Genomic DNA, 19,215 nt, shown 5'->3' with positions numbered 1-19,215 from the left:
GAACGGCCGCCGAAAAACCTCGCAACGGTGGCGAGCGCTGCCGCCAGCGTGTAAATTACGGCGTTTAACTTTGCGCTCCGTTGTTTTGAGGTTTCTATGACCACTCCCTTGCAGGCCATTGCCGAGCTTGACGATCTGAAGCTCGACCTGCCGCGTTTTGAGCAGGCGTTGCATCAATTTGCCGCCAAATTGCGGCTTGATCTGGCCGCGTTTAGCGCCGATCACATCTCCCTGCGCTGTCATCAGAATGCCACCGCCGAACGCTGGCGCCAGGGGCTGATGCAGTGCGGGACACTGCTGTCCGAATCGATGATCAACGGGCGACCTATCTGTCTGTTCGATTTGTCTCAGCCGCTGGCCGTAGGGCCGTGGCGGATAGACTGCATCGAACTGCCGTATCCCGGAGAGAAGCGCTATCCGCACGAAGGCTGGGAACACGTTGAATTAGTGCTCAGTGGCGATCCGCAGACGCTGCACGCCCGGGCGTTGAGCCACCTTGCCGATGAAGCGTTGCTGGCACCGGGGATCAAGCTGAAGCAAAGCTCGCCAAAGGGCGAGGGCGAACGGCTGCCGAACCCGACGCTGGCTATCACTGACGGAACGGTGACGATCAAGTTTCATCCTTATTCCATTCGAGACATTGTCGCCAGCGAACAAGGTTAGCCAGGCAGTGCCGCACAGGCTCGCGCCATGCGATCGAGCGCTTCATCGAGCAGGGCCCACCGGCAACCAAAGTTAAGCCGTACAAAGCGCCGATCGCCAAAGTCCAAACCGGCGCTTAGCCCAACGCCCGCGCGTTCGAAGAACTGATGCGGGTTATCTACCGGCAACGTGCTGCAGTCTATCCAGGCCAGGTAGGTGGCCTCGATAGGCAGTAACGTCAATCCCGGCATGGCGTTGATACGCTTTGCCAGCCGATCGCGATTGGCGCGCAGGTAAATCAGCAGCTCATCCAGCCAGGGTTGCCCGTATTGATAAGCCGCCTGCGCCGCCACCAGCGCCAACAGATTGACCTCCGGCACGATACCGCTGCGCGCGCGTTTCAGCCTTTGTCGCAGCGCTTCATTGGGAACGATCGCCATTGAAGCGCCCAGTCCGGCGAGATTAAACGTCTTTGACGGCGACATCAGCGTCACGCTGCGTTGGGCCGCATCGTCATTCAGGGTGGCGAAAGGGATATGCTGCACGCCAGGTTCAAGCAGCAGCTCGCAGTGGATTTCATCGGAACAGACGATTAAATCGTGCTCGCGAGCGAACTGATGGTGCCGCAACAGTTCGTCCCGGCGATAAACGGTGCCACCGGGGTTCTGCGGGTTGCACAGCAACAGGAGTTTCTCGTTGCCGTTGAGCCGATCAGGCATCGAAGAAAAATCCAGCCCCCAACGTTGGTCGGCCACCGTTAGCGGCACCGCAAGGTGTTCACGCCCGGCGAATTTGGCCGCCTTGCGAAACGGCGGATAAATGAGCGAGGGGGCCAGCGTGCTCTGATGTTCTTCGGTGCACGCACGCACGCACAGGTTCAGGCCGCACACCAGCCCAGGCAGGAAAATGATCCATTCAGGCTTGATGTGCCAGCCGTAGCGCTCTACCATGCGGCGGGTAAAAACCTCAATAAGATCAGGGGATGGGTGGCTGTAGCCGAATACGCCGTGTGCTACGCGGTGCTGCAAGGCTTCGATCACCGCCGGCGGTGAGGTGAAATCGCTGTCGGCGACCCAAAGCGGGATGATGTCGCTGCCGCGATATTTATCCCACTTAACGCTGTCACTGTGACTGCGGTCTACCCATTGATCAAAATTGAATGCCATAGTTACAACCCTGAGCCGGTTTATGCCTATGCATGAGCCTACGTGAGAAATGAAGAAATGAACAATTGCCGCCGTAAGTTGGCCGTTATCTGGGGGTGACAATGATAAAACTGGAAGTTTGTTGCTTTAGCGTCGACTGTGCGCTGACGGCCGAACGGGCGGGCGCCGATCGTATCGAGTTGTGCGCCAGCCAGAGCGAAGGGGGATTGACGCCGAGCTACGGCACGCTGCGTCTGGCGCGCGAGCGGGTTGCGATCCCGGTGCATCCGATCGTTCGCCCTCGCGGTGGCGATTTCTGCTACGGCGCGGTGGATTTCGAGGTGATCAAACAGGATCTCCGCCAGATCCGCGAGATGGGGTTCCCCGGCGTAGTGGTCGGCATGCTGGACGAAGAAGGGCACATCGATCTGCCGCGCATGCGCGAAGTGATGAAGCTGTGCGAGGGCATGGCGGTGACGTTCCATCGCGCGTTCGACATGTGCCAGAATCCGCTGGTGGCGTTGGCGCAACTGACCGAGCTGGGCGTGGCGCGCATTCTGACCTCCGGCCAACAGCAGAGCGCCGAACTGGGCCTGCCGTTGCTGCGCGATTTGCGTCAGGCCAGTCAGGGCCCGGTGATCATGGCGGGTGCCGGCGTGCGCCTCAGTAATCTGCACAAGTTTATCGATATCGGCCTGCATGAACTGCACAGCTCTTCCGGCCATCTGGTGCCGTCGACCATGCGTTACCGCAAGGCGGGTGTCACCATGTGCTCCGATAATGAGTTTGACGAATTTAGCCATTATTGCGTGGATGGCGAAATGGTGGAGGCGATGAAAAACGCGCTGGCCTTGGTTGATCCCCTGGCGCAAAGCGCATAAACACGCAGCTAACCGCGTTTGACAACCGGTTTCCGGGCCGTAAGACCCCCTTTGCGTGTCACTGAGCCCTCGGCGATCACGCAAGTACCAGGCCCCGGCGTTTTGCCGGGGCTTTTTTTATGCCCTGCAAAGACGAGATGTCCGTTTCAAGGTTGTTTCTCGGTCGAATTGCCCCTCATCTCTTCTTGCGCTCGTCATGCCCTGCTGATAACTTTGTGAGTTAAAACCCTTTAAATATCATAATATTAAATGGTTTTTTGGTATGTATTGTCACGGTGAATGATTTGCGTTCTGCCGCTCATCACCGCGTCTGTATTTTTACCTGTTCATCGCCGGCCATATGGCCGGAACATCACAGCATCAATTGAGGAGAGCCGTCGACGCAGCCGCGGAGCGGGTTGGTGGCGGACTTAACAAGGAGATAACGATAATGACCCGAACGGCACACTGTTTGACCGCTGCGCTTTTGCTGACATTGGCCCTGAGCGGCTGCCAGACCGCCAAGCGGCCCGTTTCTACATTAAGTAAGCCGCCCAGCGCAGAAGAAATTGCGGAACAAGACAAACGGCAGCGTGAGGCCGAGCGTATGCAGCAGTGCCAGCGCGAGTTGGATGCCATGCGCGGCATGGATAACGAAAAATACCAAAAATTCAAACGCGAGTTCGATACCTTGATGAGCGGCGCCGCGCAGTATGCCGGGGTACGCCAGCGGGTCAACACGGGCACGCAGGAAACCGTCGACGCCCTGTATCGTTATCGTACCAGCCGCCTCTGCGCAGACATCAGTTCTGCCATGATGACCGGCCTGGCTGAGCGCGGAGAACGCGCCCAATGACCCCTCGTGCAAGAAAGGCATTTCTGAGCCTGATGATACCGCTGGCGTTTGCGCCAGCGGTGGCCGCGGCGGATGACGATGTACCGGCATTATTGCAGTTTGCCGAGCGTTATCAGCGGCAGGACGCACCGGCGGCTGATACCGTGGTTACCCCATCTCAGGAAACCCAAAAGCCGGCGTCTCGGCCGGTTCAAACTCGTGAAACGAGCCCGCAAAGAAAGCAACTGGCGCAGTTGCAGAAGACGCTGCGCGAGAAAGAGGCTCGATTGGAGCAGCAGCAAACCGCTATTCAATCACTGCAGCAGGAGCTGACCGCGTTGCGGGTGGCGTCGTCCCTGGCCGCTGCCGATAAACCGGCGCCTGATTTGAGCGCGTTGAGCGACTTCGCCAGCGGCGTACGGCAGGCGCTAAACCTGACCCCGCAGGAGCACAAGGCTCAGGCGCAGATCGCCGAAGCGCAGGCGGCGTTAGCGCGGCAAAAGCAGCAAACCGAGGAGCGCGATCGGCGCATTGCCTTGCTGGAACAGCGGCTGGCGGCGTTGCCTGAACAGGCGGATAACGCCTGGCAGGAGAAACTGGCCGCGGCCCAGAGCGCCAACGATAAAGCGCGCCAGCGTTATGAGCAGGGAAAAAAAGCGGCCGCCGTCGAGCTGGAACAGCAGAAGGCCGAGGCTGCCAGGTTGGCGGGCGAACTGCAGCAGCAGCTGGCGCAGCTGCAAAAAGAGCAGGAGGGCCAACGGCAGCAGGGTGGGCAGCAAGAGAAAAGCCTGAAGACGGCGCTGGCGCAGCAAAAGGCCGAAGCCGCCAAGGCGACGGGCGAACTTCAGCAGCAGCTGACGCAGCTGCAGAAAGAGCGTGATGGTCAACGCCAACAGGCCGAGCAGCAAGAGAAAAGCCTGAAGACGGCGCTGGCGCAGCAAAAGGCCGAAGCCGCCAAGGCGACGGGCGAACTTCAGCAGCAGCTGGCGCAGCGGCAGAAAGAGCAGGATGACCAACGCCAACAGGCCGAGCGGCAAGAGAAAAAGCTGAAGATTGCGCTGGAACAGCAAAAGGCCGAAGCCGCCAAGGCGACGGGCGAGCTTCAACAGCAGCTGGCGCAGCTGCAGAAAGAGCGCGATGGTCAACGTCAACAGGCTGAGCAGCAAGAGAAAAGCCTGAAGACGGCGCTGGCGCAGCAAAAGGCCGAAGCCGCCAAGGCGACGGGCGAACTTCAACAGCAGCTGGCGCAGTTACAGGAAAAAAACAAGACGCAAACCGAGCAGGCGAAGGCATTGGAGCAGCGGCTGGCAACGGCGGTGGCGGAAAGCGATAAATCAACACTGCAACTGGCGAAAACGACGGAGCAGGCGAAAAAAGCTGCATGGGCGTTAGCGGACGCCAATCAAGCGCAGCAGGCCTTGCGTGAGGAGCTGGACGGGCTGAGATCGCGGGCCAAATGGCTGCCGGATACGCAATCGCTCAAGAAAAAGCCGGAGCAGCAGAGCTACGCTGCCGGTGTCGCTTTGGGGCGAGACATTCAAACGATGCTGGCGGAGCGTAAAAATTGGGGCATCAATCCCGATAAAACAGTGCTGCTGGCGGGCGTAATCGATACCTTCAACGGCCATTACCAGTTGAGCGACGCACAGTTGACCAACGCGCTGGCGGAGTCGGAAAAAGCGGTGAACGACGCCAGAAATCAGGCGGCGAAGACGCAGACCAGCAAGGGTGAGGCGTTTGTCGCCGAGTTTAAAAAGAAGAAGGGCACGCAGAAGTCGCCTGCCGGTTTCTGGTATCGCATCGATTATACGGGTGATGAAGCCATTAAGGAAAACGCGCGGGTGGACATCGTGGTGAAAGAGAGCTTAACCGACGGCAGCGTGATTCAGGATATGGATCGCAGTGGGAAGGTAATGTCACAGCCGCTCTCCGCCTATCCGCCGTTGTTCCGTGAGGCGATCGGCCATCTGAAAAACCACGGTTCGCTGACGATGGTGGTGCCGCCGGCGTTGGCGTACGGTGAAACGGGCTATGCGCCGCAGATCCCGCCGAATGCGACCATGGTGTATGAGCTGCGGATTGTCGATGTCAGTAACGGGTAAGGTCGGGCCGGCGCAGGCCGGCCCGAATTAGCGAGCGCTAGGGCTTTTTGGCGGTAAGCACGGCGCGCAGCGGCGCCGGATAGCCTTCGATCGTTTTGCTGCGATCGTTCGGATCAAGGAATTCGGCCAGCGACTCGCTGGTCATCCAGTCGGTGCGGCGCTGCTCGTCGAGGCTGGTGACGCACATGTCGGCGATCTTCACGTCGACGAAGCCGCACTTCTCCAGCCAGCATTTCAGCGCCTCGGCGGAAGGGATGAAATACACGTTGCGCATCTGCGCATAACGATCGCCCGGCACCAGCACCTGGTGGCGATCGCCTTCCACCACCAGCGTTTCCAACACCAGTTCACCTTCAGCCACCAGCTGATTTTTCAGCTGATACAGATGATCGAGCGGCGAGCGGCGGTGATACAGCACCCCCATCGAGAACACGGTGTCGAACGCTGCCAACTCCGGCAACTGCTCGATGCCGAGCGGCAGCAGGTGGGCGCGCTGATCGCCGCCCAACAGTTTGCGCACCGCTTCAAATTGGCACAGGAACAGCTGCATCGGATCGATGCCGACGGCGAAGTGTGCGCCGGCGCCGATCATGCGCCACAGGTGATAACCGCTGCCGCAGCCGACGTCGAGAATGGTGCGGCCGGCCAGCGGAGAAATGTGTGGCAGCACGCGATCCCACTTCCAGTCGGAATGCCATTCGGTATCGATATCGATGCCATACAGCGAGAACGGCCCTTTACGCCACGGCATCAGGGTGCGCAGCATTTTCTCGATGCCTTCAAGCTGGCCCGGCGACAGGTCCGGCTCCATCTCGGCGCGCACGCCGTGCAGCAGATCGAGACGGGTGGGGGTCAGCGTCGGCAAATGCTCGACCGAGTTGAACCACTGTTTGAATTTACCGTGCAGCGATTCGCGTTGCCAGGCGCTCAGCTGCGCGGGCAGGGTGTCCAGCCAATGGCTGAGGGGGCTTTTGGCGATGCGCTGATAGAAATCACCGAACTCGATCATTGCGCATCCCCCGCTTTCAGGGCGATCAGCGAACCGAAGTTGAAGCATTGGAACCACACTTCGGCATGCTCGAACCCGGCTTGATGCAGGCGCGCCTTATGTGCCTCTACCGAGTCGGTCAGCATCACGTTTTCCAGCATGCTGCGTTTTTGGCTGATCTCCAGCTCGCTGTACCCATTGGCGCGTTTGAAATCGTGGTGCATGTTGAACAGCAGCTCGCCGACTTCGGCGTCTTCAAAGCTGAACTTCTCCGACAGCACCAGTGCGCCGCCCGGACGCAGGCCGCGATAGATTTTCTCCAGCAGGCGCAGGCGATCGGCCGGTTCGAGGAACTGCAGCGTAAAGTTCAGTACCACCATCGAGGCGTTCTCGATGTCGATATCGCGAATGTCGGCTTCTATGACGTCAACCGGCGTGTCGGCGCGGAAGGCATCGATATGGCGGCGGCAACGTTCCACCATCGCCGGCGAATTGTCGACGGCGACGATATTGCAGCCGGGCACCTTGATATTCCGCCGCATCGACAGCGTCGCCGCGCCCAGCGAGCAGCCCAGGTCATACACCCGGCTGTCGGGTTGCACAAAGCGTTCGGCCAGCATGCCGATCATCGAGATGATGTTGGAATAGCCGGGAACGGAGCGTTGGATCATGTCGGGAAACACTTCGGCGACGCGTTCGTCGAAGGTCCAGTCGCCCAATTTGGCGATGGGGGCGGAGAAAAGGGTATCGCGGTTTGGCATAGCGGCAAATCAGTTCAGAATTCGAAGCTGCGTAGTCTAACAGAAAAGCGCAAAAAAGCGGAGCGGAAGCAGGCGGCGCGGCCGCCTGATGATAAAACGGGATCAATGCAGGCTAAAAATCAGATCCCAGGGCAGATAGAAGATATTTGCCAGAACCATCAACAGCAAAGAGATATAGGTCGCGGCCATGCCTGAACGGCGCCAGCGAACCTCGCGGTTGCGCAAACCGTAGTAATGCACCAGCCGCCCGGCCATCAGCATCAGGCCGCAGAGGTGAATCATCCAGATTTCCGCGCCGTTCATCTCCATGATCACCAGCAATACGGCAGCGATCGGAATGTATTCAACGGCGTTGCCATGCACGCGGATGGCGGTCTGTAATTCGTAGAAACCGCCGTCGCCGTAGGCTACGCGGTACTGCATCCTTAATCTGACTACGTCATAAGAGAGTTTGATCAACAACAATGCGCCGAGCACCACATAAAGCGCGCTTACCATTTTTAACTCCGTTCCCTAACCAAAACTGGCAGCCAGCATCATAGCCGTCATTGTATTCACTGTCGCGGGGAAATATTTGATGTTATTGGTCAGATTAATAGGTCAAAACAGTGCATCCTGTTCCGGCCAGTCCGGCGGCGCAGGCAAATCGGGGATCGCCAGGCGCAGCTGCTGCCAAATTTTTTGCGCCTGCTGGGGCGAATCGCCGTTGTCCGGCGTATGAATAAACAGATAAGGCTGATGCTGTTGCTGCCACAGCGGCAGTTTTTGCTGCCAGGCGTCGAACCAGCGCAGGTTGTCGGCCAACTGGTCGCCGCCGATAAAGCGCACCAGCGGCTGGTCGGCGGTGACCAGGGCATGCACCGGCAGCTTCGGTTTTTTCTGCTGCGCATCGCGCACGGCGGCGGTATGGGGGGCGGCGTGATGCACCGGGCGGCTGTCAAGGATCACCCGATTGATGCCGCGCTGATGCAACCCCTGATTCAGCGCACGCTCTGCCTCGCCCTTGGCGAAAAACGCCGGATGACGCACTTCAACGCCGTAGGTGAATTCCTTCGGCAGGCTTTCGAAGAATTGCCACATGCGCGGCAGCTCGTCAGGGCCGAAGGCGGCGGGCAGTTGCAGCCACAGTTGGCCGATGCGTTGATGCACCGGGGTCAGGCAGTGGTAAAACGCCTGCAGTTCGGCGGCGCAGTTGCGTAGGGCGGCCTTGTGGCTGATGTCCGACGGGAATTTGAAGCAGAAGCGAAAATCGTCACCGGTCATGTCGCGCCAGCGCTGCACGATTTCCAGCTTCGGCAGCGCGTAGAAGGTGGTGTTACCTTCAACGCAGTTGAAGTAGCGGCTGTAATCCGCCAAGTCACGCAGCCCGATGCGGTTCCAGGCCGCATGTTGCCACTGCGGCAATCCGATGTAGATCACGGCGTCGTCTTCCTTTACTGAGATCATCAGGCTACAACTTAACGTTACCGCTCGAGCGCGGCAAGAATTTCGCCGGTGTCGCGCACCCGCGCCAAACGCGGGAAGATGTGTTCGAACGCGAAACGATGCATTTCCGCGTTCTGTCCGCTGCAGACGTCCTCGGCGATCACCAGCTCATAGCCGTGTTCCCAGGCGGCGCGGGCGGTGGATTCCACGCCGATATTGGTGGAGATACCGCCCAACACCACGGATTTGATGCCGCGGCGGCGCAGCTGTAAATCCAGATCGGTGCCGTAGAAGGCGCCCCATTGGCGCTTGGTCACCCGAATATCGCTGTCATTGACCGCCAGCGGGGCGGGGAACTCCCACCAACTGGCCGGCAAGCCGCCGGCGGGCGCGGGAGCCGGTTTGTCCACCGGCTGTTTCAGCGCTTCGGCGAAGGTGTCGGACCAGCCGACGCGCACCAGCAGCACCGGCGCGCCCAGCAGGCGAAAACGCGCGGCCAGCAGGGCGGCGTTCGCCACCACCTGGTCGGCGCTGTGCGGGCCGCCGGCGTAGGGCAGAATGCCGTTTTGCAAATCGATCAGCACCAGAGCGGTGGTTTGGGCGTCAAGTTTCAGCATGGATTTCATCTCGTTGCGAAGTGGATAAAAACTGTTCGGTGCGCCAGGCGAGCAGCGTACGGCGCAAAACCGGGGGAGAATCAGGCTACGTGAAAAAACTGTCGCAGGTTAATGGGAAATTTGTTAATCGATGTGTTGATTCGAGCAAAAACGCGCCATTTAGTGCAGTAACAATGCTGTGTTCGCACTTATCGGGCGGATGAATTTCCTTTATAATGACTCCCTTTTTTCAACACTCTTTAATCCAACGACCTATGCCGATTTATGAATATGCATGTGGTGCTTGCTACCATCGGTTAGAGAAATTGCAAAAATTTTCCGATGCGCCGCTGGCAGACTGCCCGGCGTGTGGGCAGCCCGCGTTGACCAAGTTGATTTCGGCCTCCGGTTTCCAGCTTAAGGGCACCGGCTGGTATGCGACGGATTTTAAACCGGGTAACAAGTAGAATTTATCAGATAACAGCCGCGCGACAGGGGCACAGTAGCCCGGCGCGGCATCGGCTGTGTAAAAGGATAGCGTATGCGTACTGAATATTGCGGGCAGTTGAATCTGTCCCACGTGGGCCAGGAAGTCACTCTGTGTGGTTGGGTCAATCGTCGTCGCGATCTCGGCGGCCTGATCTTTATTGATATGCGCGACCGCGAAGGCATCGTGCAGGTGTTCTTCGATCCGGACCAGAAAGTGGCGTTCGACAAGGCCTACGACCTGCGCAATGAGTTCTGCATCCAGATCGTCGGCACCGTGCGTGCGCGTCCGGACAGCCAGATCAATAAAGATATGGCCACCGGCGAAGTGGAAGTGTTCGCCCACGCGCTGGAGATCATCAACCGCTCCGAGCCGCTGCCGCTGGACTCCAACCAGGTCAACAGCGAAGAAGCGCGCCTGAAATACCGCTACCTGGATCTGCGTCGCCCGGAAATGGCCGAGCGTCTGAAAACCCGCGCCAAAATCACCAGCTTCGTGCGTCGCTTCATGGACAGCCACGGCTTCCTCGATATTGAAACGCCGATGCTGACCAAGGCGACGCCGGAAGGCGCCCGCGATTACCTGGTGCCGAGCCGTGTGCACAAGGGCAAATTCTACGCGCTGCCGCAGTCCCCGCAGCTGTTCAAACAGCTGCTGATGATGTCCGGCTTCGATCGTTACTACCAGATCGTCAAATGCTTCCGTGACGAAGACCTGCGTGCAGACCGTCAGCCTGAATTCACCCAGATCGACGTCGAAACCTCTTTCATGACCGCCGATCAGGTACGTGAAGTGATGGAGAAGCTGGCGCGCGAGCTGTGGCTGGACGTGAAGGGCGTGGATCTGGGCGATTTCCCGGTCATGACCTTCGCCGAAGCGATGCGTCGCTTTGGTTCTGACAAGCCGGACCTGCGTAACCCGCTGGAGCTGGTGGACGTGGCTGACCTGGTCAAGGACGTCGAGTTTAAAGTGTTCTCCGGCCCGGCCAACGACGCCAAAGGCCGCGTGGCGGCGATCCGCGTACCGGGCGGCGCGCAGCTGACCCGCAAGCAGATCGACGAGTACGGCGCTTTCGTCAACATTTACGGCGCCAAAGGCCTGGCGTGGCTGAAGGTCAACGACCGCGCCGCCGGCATGGAAGGCGTGCAGAGCCCGATCGCCAAATTCCTCAGCGCGGACGTGCTGGAAAGCATCCTGACGCGCACCGATGCGCAGACCGGCGATATCCTGTTCTTCGGCGCCGACAGCTTCAAGATTGTCACCGATGCGATGGGCGCGCTGCGTCTGAAGCTGGGTCGCGATCTGGCGCTGACCCAACTCGACAGCTGGGCACCGCTGTGGGTGGTTGACTTCCCGATGTTCGAAGAAGACGACGAGGGTGGCCTGGCGGCCATGCACCACCCGTTCACCTCGCCGCGCGACATGAGCCCGGAAGAGCTGGCGGCAGCGCCGGTCAACGCCATCGCCAACGCCTATGACATGGTGATCAACGGTTATGAAGTGGGCGGCGGTTCGGTGCGTATTCACCGCAGCGAAATGCAGCAGACGGTATTCAGCATTCTGGGCATTAACGAACACGAACAGCGCGAGAAGTTCGGCTTCCTGCTGGACGCGTTGAAGTACGGTACGCCGCCGCACGCCGGCCTGGCTTTCGGCCTGGATCGTCTGGTGATGCTGCTGACCGGCACCGACAACATCCGCGACGTCATCGCCTTCCCGAAAACCACCGCGGCGGCCTGTCTGATGACCGACGCACCGAGCTTCGCCAACCCGGCGTCGCTGCAGGAGCTGGCGATCAGCGTGGTAAAGAAAGCCGGTGCGGAACAAGAGAGCGAGTGATGAGTTACAAGCGCCCTGAATCTATCCTGGTAGTGATTTACGCGAAATCCAGTGGTCGGGTGCTGATGTTACAGCGGCGCGACGATACCGAGTTTTGGCAGTCGGTCACCGGCAGCCTGGAACAGGATGAGTCGCCGCCGCATGCCGCGCAGCGTGAAGTCATGGAAGAAGTCGGCATCGATATCGAAGCAGAGCACCTGCCGTTGTTCGATTGCCAGCGCTGCGTGGAGTTTGAACTCTTTGTCCATTTGCGACATCGCTATGCGCCGGGAACCACGCGCAATAAAGAGCACTGGTTCTGTCTGGCGTTGCCCGAGGAGCGCGATCCGGTGATTACCGAGCATCACGCTTACCAATGGCTTGAGGCGGCCGAGGCCGTGAAGTTGACCAAGTCATGGAGTAATCAGCAGGCGATTGAAGAGTTCGTGATCAATTCAGTCCAGTAGTTTTTTTCGGAGATTTTTTTATGGCAGGTCATAGTAAGTGGGCCAACACAAAGCACCGTAAAGCGGCGCAGGACGCCAAGCGCGGTAAAATTTTCACCAAGATTATTCGTGAGCTGGTCACGGCCGCCAAGCTGGGCGGCGGCGATCCGGATTCCAACCCGCGTCTGCGCGCGGCGATGGACAAGGCGCTGTCGAACAACATGACGCGCGACACCATGAACCGTGCGATCGCGCGCGGCGTGGGCGGTGATGATGATACCAATATGGAAACCATCATCTATGAAGGTTACGGCCCTGGCGGCACCGCCGTCATGATCGAATGCCTGAGCGACAACCGCAACCGCACCGTGGCGGAAGTGCGCCACGCCTTCACCAAATGCGGCGGCAACCTCGGCACCGACGGTTCCGTGGCTTATCTGTTCACCAAGAAGGGCGTGATCACCTACGCACCGGGCCTGGATGAAGACAGCGTGATGGAAGCGGCGCTGGAAGCCGGTGCGGAAGACATCGTGACCTATGACGATGGCGCCATCGACGTGTTCACCGCCTGGGAAAGCCTGGGCGCGGTGAAAGACGCGCTGACCGCGGCGGGCTTCGAAGCCGAAGCGGCGGAAGTGTCGATGATCCCATCGACCAAGGCCGACATGGACGCGGAAACCGCGCCTAAGCTGTTGCGCCTGATCGATATGCTGGAAGACTGCGACGACGTGCAGGAAGTTTACCATAACGGTGAAATCTCCGACGAAGTGGCGGCGACGCTGTAATCCGGTAAAACGGGCGCCGCCGTTCGGCGGCGCCGTGCATGCAAGGTGGATGTAGATATGGCGATCATACTCGGTATCGATCCCGGCTCACGCGTCACCGGCTATGGCCTTATCCGCCAGCAGGGGCGTCAGTTGAGCTATATCGCCAGCGGCTGCATCCGCACGGTGGTGGACGACATGCCGACGCGGCTGAAGCTGATTTACGCCGGCGTCAGTGAGATCATCACCCAGTTTCAGCCCGACTTCTTCGCCATCGAACAGGTGTTTATGGCCAAGAACCCGGATTCGGCGCTCAAGCTAGGCCAGGCGCGCGGCGTCGCGATCGTGGCGGCGGTGAATCAGAATCTGGAAGTATTCGAGTATGCGGCGCGGCAGGTCAAACAGACCGTGGTCGGTACCGGCGCGGCCGAAAAGGCGCAGGTGCAGCACATGGTGCGTTCGCTGCTCAAACTCTCGGCCAACCCGCAGGCGGACGCCGCCGATGCCCTGGCCATCGCCATCACCCACTGTCACCTCAGCCAGAACGTGCTGCGGATGAGCGAAGGGCGGCTGAACCTGGCGCGCGGGCGTTTGCGCTGACGCAAAGCGATGATTGCTCAGGCTGGATATTCATCCAGCCTTTTTTATGTTATAAGCTTTACCAGCAACGGCATGGCAGGGCGCCATGCCCGGTCATTCTGCAGGAGGGTAAATGATAGGTCGTCTCAGAGGAAATATTCTGGAAAAGCAGCCGCCGCTGGTGTTACTGGAGGCGAACGGCGTGGGCTATGAGGTACACATGCCGATGACCTGCTTTTACGAGCTGCCGGAACTGGGGCAAGAGGCCATCGTGTTTACCCACTTCGTGGTGCGTGAAGACGCGCAGCTGCTGTACGGTTTTAACGACAAACAGGAGCGTGCGCTGTTCCGCGAGCTGATCAAGGTCAACGGCGTCGGGCCAAAACTGGCGCTGGCGATCCTGTCCGGCATGTCCGCGCAGCAGTTCGTCAGCGCGGTGGAGCGTGAAGAGATCACTGCACTGGTCAAGCTGCCGGGCGTAGGCAAGAAAACTGCCGAGCGCCTGGTGGTGGAGATGAAAGACCGCTTCAAAGGGCTTAACGGCGACCTGTTCAACAGCAGCAGCGAGATCAGTCTGCCGTCCGCCGCCGCCAAAGCGCCTGAAGCGGACGCCGAAGCCGAAGCTGTTTCGGCGCTGGTGGCGCTGGGCTATAAGCCGCAGGAAGCCAGCCGCATGATCAGCAAAATTGCCAAACCGGGCGCCGACTGCGAGACGCTGATCCGCGACGCGCTGCGCGCTGCTTTGTAAGGCCGCTAAGAGGTAGATAATGATTGAAGCCGATCGTCTGATCTCCGCCGAACCGATCAACGAGGAAGAAGTCCTCGATCGCGCCATTCGTCCCAAGCTGTTGACCGAATACGTTGGCCAGCCGCACGTGCGCGAGCAGATGGAGATCTTCATCCAGGCGGCCAAGCAGCGCGGCGACGCGCTCGACCACCTGCTGATCTTCGGCCCGCCGGGCCTGGGGAAAACCACCCTGGCCAACATCGTGGCCAACGAAATGGGCGTGAATCTGCGCACCACCTCCGGCCCGGTGCTGGAGAAGGCGGGCGATTTGGCGGCGATGCTGACCAACCTTGAACCGCACGACGTGTTGTTCATTGACGAAATCCACCGTTTGTCACCGGTGGTGGAAGAAGTGCTGTATCCGGCGATGGAAGACTATCAGCTGGATATCATGATCGGCGAAGGGCCGGCGGCGCGTTCGATTAAGCTCGATCTGCCGCCGTTTACCTTGGTGGGCGCTACCACCCGCGCCGGCTCGCTGACCTCGCCGCTGCGCGATCGCTTCGGCATTGTTCAGCGGCTGGAGTTTTATCAGGTGGCGGATCTGCAGCACATCGTCTCGCGCAGTGCCGGCTGTCTGGGGCTGGAGCTGTCCGACGAGGGGGCCCATGAAGTGGCCCGCCGTGCGCGGGGGACGCCGCGTATCGCTAACCGCCTGTTGCGCCGGGTGCGCGACTTTGCCGAGGTGCGCGCCAACGGCGTGATCAGCGGTTCGGTGGCGGCGCAGGCGCTCGATATGCTCAACGTCGATGCCGAAGGTTTCGACTATATGGATCGCAAGCTGCTGTTAGCGATTATCGACAAGTTTACCGGCGGCCCGGTCGGACTGGACAACCTGGCGGCGGCGATCGGCGAAGAGCGTGAGACTATCGAAGACGTGATTGAGCCGTTCCTGATCCAGCAGGGCTTCATCCAGCGCACGCCGCGCGGCCGTCTGGCGACGCAGCACGCCTACCGGCATTTCGGACTCGAGCGCGAAGTATAAGTTTCCCACCCGCCATAACAAAGGGCCGCAACTGCGGCCCTTGTCATATCCCGGCGTTAATTAGGCCTGCTGTTTTTTGAACAGGCTCAGCACGAACAGCACGGCGGCGCAGAGCACCACCGAAGGGCCGGCCGGCGTATCGTAAAACGCCGAGAAGGCCAGGCCGCCTGTGACGGCCACCATGCCGAGCAGCACCGCGACGCCGGCCATCTGTTCTGGCGTGCGCGCGAAGCGGCGAGCGGTGGCCGCCGGAATGATCAGCAGTGAGGTGATGATCAACGCGCCGACGAATTTCATCGCCAGACCGATGGTCAAGGCGGTAACCAGCATCAGCACGGTGCGCGCCCGCGCCAGGTTGACGCCGTCGACGTGCGCCAGCTCCGGGCTAATGGTCATCGACAGCAGATCGCGCCACTGCCACCACAGCACCAGCAGCACCACGGCGACGCCACCGGCGATCATCAGGATATCGCTCAGCGTGACTGACAGCAGATCGCCGAACAGGTAGGCCATCAGGTCGACTCGCACGTTGGACATCAACGCCACCACTACCAGGCCCAGCGACAGGGCGCTGTGGGCCAGAATGCCGAGCAGGGTATCCACTGAAAGCTGCGGGCGGCGTTCCAGCCACACCAGAGCCAGAGCCAGCAGCAGCGTAATGGCGATCACCGCATAGAAGGGATTGATGTCCAGCAGCAGGCCAAAGGCGACGCCGAGCAACGAGGCATGCGCCAGGGTATCGCCAAAGTAGGACATGCGGCGCCAGACCACGAAAGAACCCAGCGGCCCGGCGGCGCCAGCCAACAACACGCCGGCCAGCCAGCCGGGAAGTAACAGTTCAATCATGCTTCGCGGCTCCCGGTTTTCTTCAAGACAATTCTTCCCTGCAGGTCGTGGCGGTGGTTGTGATGGTGGCGATACACCGCCAGTTGCTCTGCGCCGCGGTTGCCGAACATGGCGATGAATTCGGGATGCATCGACACCACCTCCGGCGCCCCGGAGCAGCAGATGTGCTGATTGAGGCACAAGACCTCGTCGGTTTTCGCCATCACCAGATGCAGATCGTGCGACACCATCAGCACGGCGCAGCCCAGCTCTTTACGCAGCTGATCGATGAGATCGTACAGCGCCAGCTGGCCGTTGACGTCCACTCCCTGCGTGGGTTCGTCCAGCACCAGCAGCTGCGGTTTGTTCAGCAGCGCTCGCGCCAGCAGCACCCGCTGGTTTTCACCGCCGGAGAGCTTTTGCATCGGCTGGTCGAGCAGGTGAGCGGCGTGCACGCGCTTGAGCGCCGGCAGAATGTCGGCTTTCTTTACGCCGGGCTTGAGACGCATAAAGCGGCTGACGGTCAGCGGCAGGGTGGCGTCGAGGTGCAGCTTTTGCGGCACGTAGCCAATGCGCAGATCGGGCTCACGCTCCAGCGTGCCGGCGGTCGGTTTGACCAATCCCAGCACCACGCGCACCAGCGTAGACTTGCCCGCGCCGTTCGGGCCCAACAGCGTGAGAATACGGCCGGGCTGCAGGCTGAGGGAAATGTTCGATAGCACCTTGCGGCTGCCGAAGGCGACGGAGATATTTTTTAGCGTTATCAGTGTAGACATCTCGAGATTACAGGTTGCAGAACGAAGCGAATGTTATAATATCACGCCTTGTTGATGAAAACGATGGGATTACTGATGATGGCAAAGAAAAATAAATGGCTGCAGCGCACGCTGTTGGCAAGCGCACTGTTGATGGCCGGCCCGCTGAGCAGCGCTTCCGCTGCGGTGGTGACCTCGATTCGTCCGTTAGGCTTTATCGCATCGGCCATCGCCGACGGCGTGACGCCGACCGAGGTGTTGCTGCCGGACGGCGCTTCGCCGCACGATTTTGCGCTGCGTCCTTCCGATATCCAGCGTTTGCGCTCTGCGGACCTGGTGCTGTGGGTCGGGCCGGACATGGAAGCGTTCCTGAACAAGGCGCTGGTGCCTATCTCGGCAACCCGCAAGCTGGCTATCAGCGAACTGCCGGCGGTGAAGCCGTTGCTGATGAAAGGCGAAGATGACGACGATCATGATCATGCAGGCGAAGCGCATAATCATGCCGATGACGATCATGGGCATCATCACGGCGAGTACAATATGCACGTTTGGCTGTCGCCGGAGATAGCAAAAGTGACCGCGATCGCGATTCACGACAGATTGTTGGAACTTATGCCGCAAAATAAGGACAAATTAGACGCAAACCTGCGCCAGTTCGAGAATCTGCTGACGCAAACTGACAAAAATGTTGGTAACATGCTTACGCCTGTGCAAGGTAAGGGTTATTTTGTTTTTCATGATGCTTACGGCTACTTTGAGAAACACTACGGTTTGAGTCCGCTGGGCCATTTCACCGTCAATCCCGAAATTCAGCCTGGAGCACAGCGCCTACACCAAATTCGAACACAGTTGGTTGAGCAGAAAGCGGTATGCGTTTTTGCTGAGCCACAATTCAGGCCGGCCGTAATCAATGCCGTTGCCAAGGGTACCAAAGTGCGTTCTGGAACGCTGGACCCGCTGGGCATCGGCATCGTGCTGGGGAAGGACAGCTACGGGAAATTCCTGACTCAGCTGTCAAACCAGTACGTGAGCTGCCTGAAGTAAAGCTTATGAGGATAATATCGAGTGCAGCAGATAGTCCGAACTATCGCTCTGGCGTATAACAACCTGCCACGGCCCCACCGCGTCATGCTGGGGTCGCTGACAGTCGTCACATTGGCCGTCGCTGTTTGGCGGCCTTTTGTTTACCACCCAGAACACAATCCCATCGCCAAGAGCGTCGAGTTAGAATCCAGCCAGATGCGGTCATTGCTCCCCGAAGCCAGTGAGCCGATTGATGCCGACCAACCCACCCCCGATGACGAAATCCCGCAGGATGAGCTGGATCAGAAAGATGCCGGCGACGATGGCGTGCATGAATATGTGGTTTCCACCGGCGACACCCTCGGCAGCATTCTGACGCAGTACGGCATCGATATGTCGGATGTCACCTTGCTGGCTTCGCAAAACCGCGATCTGCGTAATCTGAAGATCGGCCAACAGCTGTCGTGGACCGTCAATGATGCGGGCGATCTGCAGCAGTTGACCTGGGAAGTTTCCCGCCGCGAAACCCGCACCTATGACCGCGTCGGCAATAGCTTCAAAGAGTCGAAAGAGGCGCAGCAGGGTGAATGGCGCAACAACGTGATCAGCGGCCGGGTCAACGGCAGCTTCGTCAGCAGCGCCGGCGACGCCGGGCTGAGCCGTAACGAAATCAATGCGGTGATCAAGGCGCTGCAGTGGCAGCTCGATTTCCGCAAGCTGCGCAAAGGCGACCAGTTCTCCGTGCTGATGTCGCGCGAACATTTCGACGGTAAGAAATCGCAAAGCCAGCTGCTGGGCGTGCGTCTGCGCACCGGCGGCAAAGATTACTATGCGATCCGCGCCGAAGACGGCAAATTCTATGATCGTCAGGGCTCTGGCCTGGCGCGCGGCTTCATGCGTTTCCCGACCATGAAACAGTTCCGCATCTCCTCCAACTTCAACCCGCGCCGCGTGAACCCGGTGACCGGCCGCGTGGCGCCGCACAAGGGCGTGGATTTTGCCATGCCGGTCGGCACGCCGGTGCTGGCGGTCGGCGACGGTGAGGTGGTGATCGCCAAGCGCAGCGGCGCGGCGGGCAACTATGTGGCGATCCGTCACGGTCGCCAGTACACCACACGTTATATGCACCTGAAAAAACTGCTGGTGAAACCGGGCCAGAAGGTGAAACGCGGCGATCGCATTGCACTCTCCGGCAACACCGGCCGCTCCACCGGGCCACACCTGCACTTTGAACTGTGGACCGGCCAACAGGCGGTGAACCCGCTGACGGCCAAGCTGCCGCGTTCCGAAGGGCTGGGCGGCAAAGACCGCAGCGATTATCTGGCACAGGTGAAGGAAGTGGTTCCTCAACTGCAGTTGGATTAACGTCCCCCTTTTTCCGGCGCTCCGGTG

At 59.7% G+C, this 19,215-nt stretch carries 21 protein-coding genes; 13 read left to right on the top strand and 8 right to left on the bottom strand.

Going from position 1 to position 19,215, the window contains the following annotated elements; genetic code table 11:
- The first annotated feature begins 96 nt into the window (after positions 1-96).
- On the top strand, positions 97-663 hold the full coding sequence (locus ACUTSC_RS22555) for a VOC family protein (RefSeq protein ID WP_063990163.1): 567 nt from the start codon (positions 97-99) through the stop codon (positions 661-663).
- Here the strand turns inward: ACUTSC_RS22555 and ACUTSC_RS22550 are convergent.
- The gene (locus ACUTSC_RS22550; protein WP_197767858.1) at positions 660-1,808 is read right to left on the bottom strand and encodes a PatB family C-S lyase; all 1,149 of its coding nucleotides are present in this window, start codon (positions 1,806-1,808) and stop codon (positions 660-662) included. The two genes, ACUTSC_RS22555 and ACUTSC_RS22550, sit on opposite strands and share 4 nt — an antisense overlap.
- A gap of 101 nt (positions 1,809-1,909) precedes the next feature.
- Here ACUTSC_RS22550 and cutC point away from each other — a divergent pair, with 101 nt between their 5' ends.
- From cutC to ACUTSC_RS22535, 3 genes are all read left to right on the top strand, one after another.
- Positions 1,910-2,668, top strand: coding sequence for a copper homeostasis protein CutC (gene cutC / locus ACUTSC_RS22545; protein WP_197767857.1), 759 nt, complete (start codon positions 1,910-1,912; stop codon positions 2,666-2,668).
- A 430-nt stretch (positions 2,669-3,098) separates the two neighbouring features.
- Positions 3,099-3,503, top strand: coding sequence for a hypothetical protein (locus ACUTSC_RS22540; RefSeq protein ID WP_197767856.1), 405 nt, complete (start codon positions 3,099-3,101; stop codon positions 3,501-3,503).
- On the top strand, positions 3,500-5,584 hold the full coding sequence (locus ACUTSC_RS22535) for an FKBP-type peptidyl-prolyl cis-trans isomerase N-terminal domain-containing protein (RefSeq protein WP_197767855.1): 2,085 nt from the start codon (positions 3,500-3,502) through the stop codon (positions 5,582-5,584). Before ACUTSC_RS22540 ends, ACUTSC_RS22535 begins: the two co-directional genes overlap by 4 nt.
- A 37-nt stretch (positions 5,585-5,621) precedes the next feature.
- Here ACUTSC_RS22535 and cmoB read toward each other — a convergent pair whose 3' ends face one another.
- From cmoB to ACUTSC_RS22510, 5 genes are all read right to left on the bottom strand, one after another.
- The gene (gene cmoB / locus ACUTSC_RS22530; protein WP_197767854.1) at positions 5,622-6,593 is read right to left on the bottom strand and encodes a tRNA 5-methoxyuridine(34)/uridine 5-oxyacetic acid(34) synthase CmoB; all 972 of its coding nucleotides are present in this window, start codon (positions 6,591-6,593) and stop codon (positions 5,622-5,624) included.
- Positions 6,590-7,333, bottom strand: a complete 744-nt coding sequence (gene cmoA, locus ACUTSC_RS22525) for a carboxy-S-adenosyl-L-methionine synthase CmoA (protein WP_049202466.1) — start codon at positions 7,331-7,333, stop codon at positions 6,590-6,592. The genes cmoB and cmoA overlap by 4 nt, the downstream gene beginning before the upstream one ends.
- A 102-nt stretch (positions 7,334-7,435) precedes the next feature.
- The gene (locus tag ACUTSC_RS22520) at positions 7,436-7,831 is read right to left on the bottom strand and encodes an MAPEG family protein (RefSeq protein ID WP_004932387.1); all 396 of its coding nucleotides are present in this window, start codon (positions 7,829-7,831) and stop codon (positions 7,436-7,438) included.
- Between the two features lie 102 nt (positions 7,832-7,933).
- Positions 7,934-8,749 (bottom strand): DUF72 domain-containing protein, encoded by an 816-nt coding sequence (locus ACUTSC_RS22515; RefSeq protein ID WP_197768046.1) that lies wholly within the window; start codon positions 8,747-8,749, stop codon positions 7,934-7,936.
- A 47-nt stretch (positions 8,750-8,796) separates the two neighbouring features.
- Complete coding sequence (locus ACUTSC_RS22510) at positions 8,797-9,375, bottom strand: hydrolase (protein ID WP_197767853.1); 579 nt, start codon at positions 9,373-9,375, stop codon at positions 8,797-8,799.
- 215 nt (positions 9,376-9,590) lie between these two features.
- On the opposite strand from ACUTSC_RS22510, the gene ACUTSC_RS22505 reads away from it, so the two are divergent.
- The 7 genes from ACUTSC_RS22505 (at position 9,591) to ruvB (ending at position 15,220) form a co-directional block, all read left to right on the top strand.
- Complete coding sequence (locus ACUTSC_RS22505) at positions 9,591-9,821, top strand: FmdB family zinc ribbon protein (RefSeq protein WP_443003394.1); 231 nt, start codon at positions 9,591-9,593, stop codon at positions 9,819-9,821.
- Positions 9,822-9,895: 74 nt separating this feature from the next.
- Positions 9,896-11,680: an aspartate--tRNA ligase gene (aspS, locus tag ACUTSC_RS22500; RefSeq protein ID WP_197767851.1), complete on the top strand. Its 1,785-nt coding sequence runs from the start codon at positions 9,896-9,898 to the stop codon at positions 11,678-11,680.
- Complete coding sequence (gene nudB / locus ACUTSC_RS22495; RefSeq protein WP_019452808.1) at positions 11,680-12,126, top strand: dihydroneopterin triphosphate diphosphatase; 447 nt, start codon at positions 11,680-11,682, stop codon at positions 12,124-12,126. Before aspS ends, nudB begins: the two co-directional genes overlap by 1 nt.
- Positions 12,127-12,146: 20 nt before the next feature.
- On the top strand, positions 12,147-12,890 hold the full coding sequence (locus tag ACUTSC_RS22490; RefSeq protein ID WP_004932370.1) for a YebC/PmpR family DNA-binding transcriptional regulator: 744 nt from the start codon (positions 12,147-12,149) through the stop codon (positions 12,888-12,890).
- 57 nt (positions 12,891-12,947) lie between these two features.
- Positions 12,948-13,469 (top strand): crossover junction endodeoxyribonuclease RuvC, encoded by a 522-nt coding sequence (ruvC, locus tag ACUTSC_RS22485; protein WP_004932367.1) that lies wholly within the window; start codon positions 12,948-12,950, stop codon positions 13,467-13,469.
- Positions 13,470-13,581: 112 nt separating this feature from the next.
- Complete coding sequence (gene ruvA / locus ACUTSC_RS22480; RefSeq protein WP_063990153.1) at positions 13,582-14,196, top strand: Holliday junction branch migration protein RuvA; 615 nt, start codon at positions 13,582-13,584, stop codon at positions 14,194-14,196.
- Positions 14,197-14,215: 19 nt separating this feature from the next.
- Positions 14,216-15,220: a Holliday junction branch migration DNA helicase RuvB gene (ruvB, locus tag ACUTSC_RS22475; protein ID WP_197767850.1), complete on the top strand. Its 1,005-nt coding sequence runs from the start codon at positions 14,216-14,218 to the stop codon at positions 15,218-15,220.
- A gap of 60 nt (positions 15,221-15,280) precedes the next feature.
- On the opposite strand, the gene znuB is transcribed toward ruvB, so the two are convergent.
- Positions 15,281-16,066, bottom strand: coding sequence for a zinc ABC transporter permease subunit ZnuB (znuB, locus tag ACUTSC_RS22470; protein WP_197767849.1), 786 nt, complete (start codon positions 16,064-16,066; stop codon positions 15,281-15,283).
- Positions 16,063-16,821: a zinc ABC transporter ATP-binding protein ZnuC gene (gene znuC, locus ACUTSC_RS22465; RefSeq protein WP_004932357.1), complete on the bottom strand. Its 759-nt coding sequence runs from the start codon at positions 16,819-16,821 to the stop codon at positions 16,063-16,065. The genes znuB and znuC overlap by 4 nt, the downstream gene beginning before the upstream one ends.
- Before the next feature lie 78 nt (positions 16,822-16,899).
- Between znuC and znuA the strand changes: the two genes are divergently transcribed.
- On the top strand, positions 16,900-17,844 hold the full coding sequence (gene znuA, locus ACUTSC_RS22460; RefSeq protein ID WP_194573127.1) for a zinc ABC transporter substrate-binding protein ZnuA: 945 nt from the start codon (positions 16,900-16,902) through the stop codon (positions 17,842-17,844).
- Positions 17,845-17,865: 21 nt separating this feature from the next.
- Complete coding sequence (gene mepM / locus ACUTSC_RS22455) at positions 17,866-19,188, top strand: murein DD-endopeptidase MepM (protein ID WP_028127477.1); 1,323 nt, start codon at positions 17,866-17,868, stop codon at positions 19,186-19,188.
- Positions 19,189-19,215 lie beyond the last annotated feature (27 nt).

Source organism: Serratia sp. TSA_105.2 (assembly GCF_052692115.1).
This window is presented reverse-complemented; position numbering and strand designations above follow the sequence as displayed.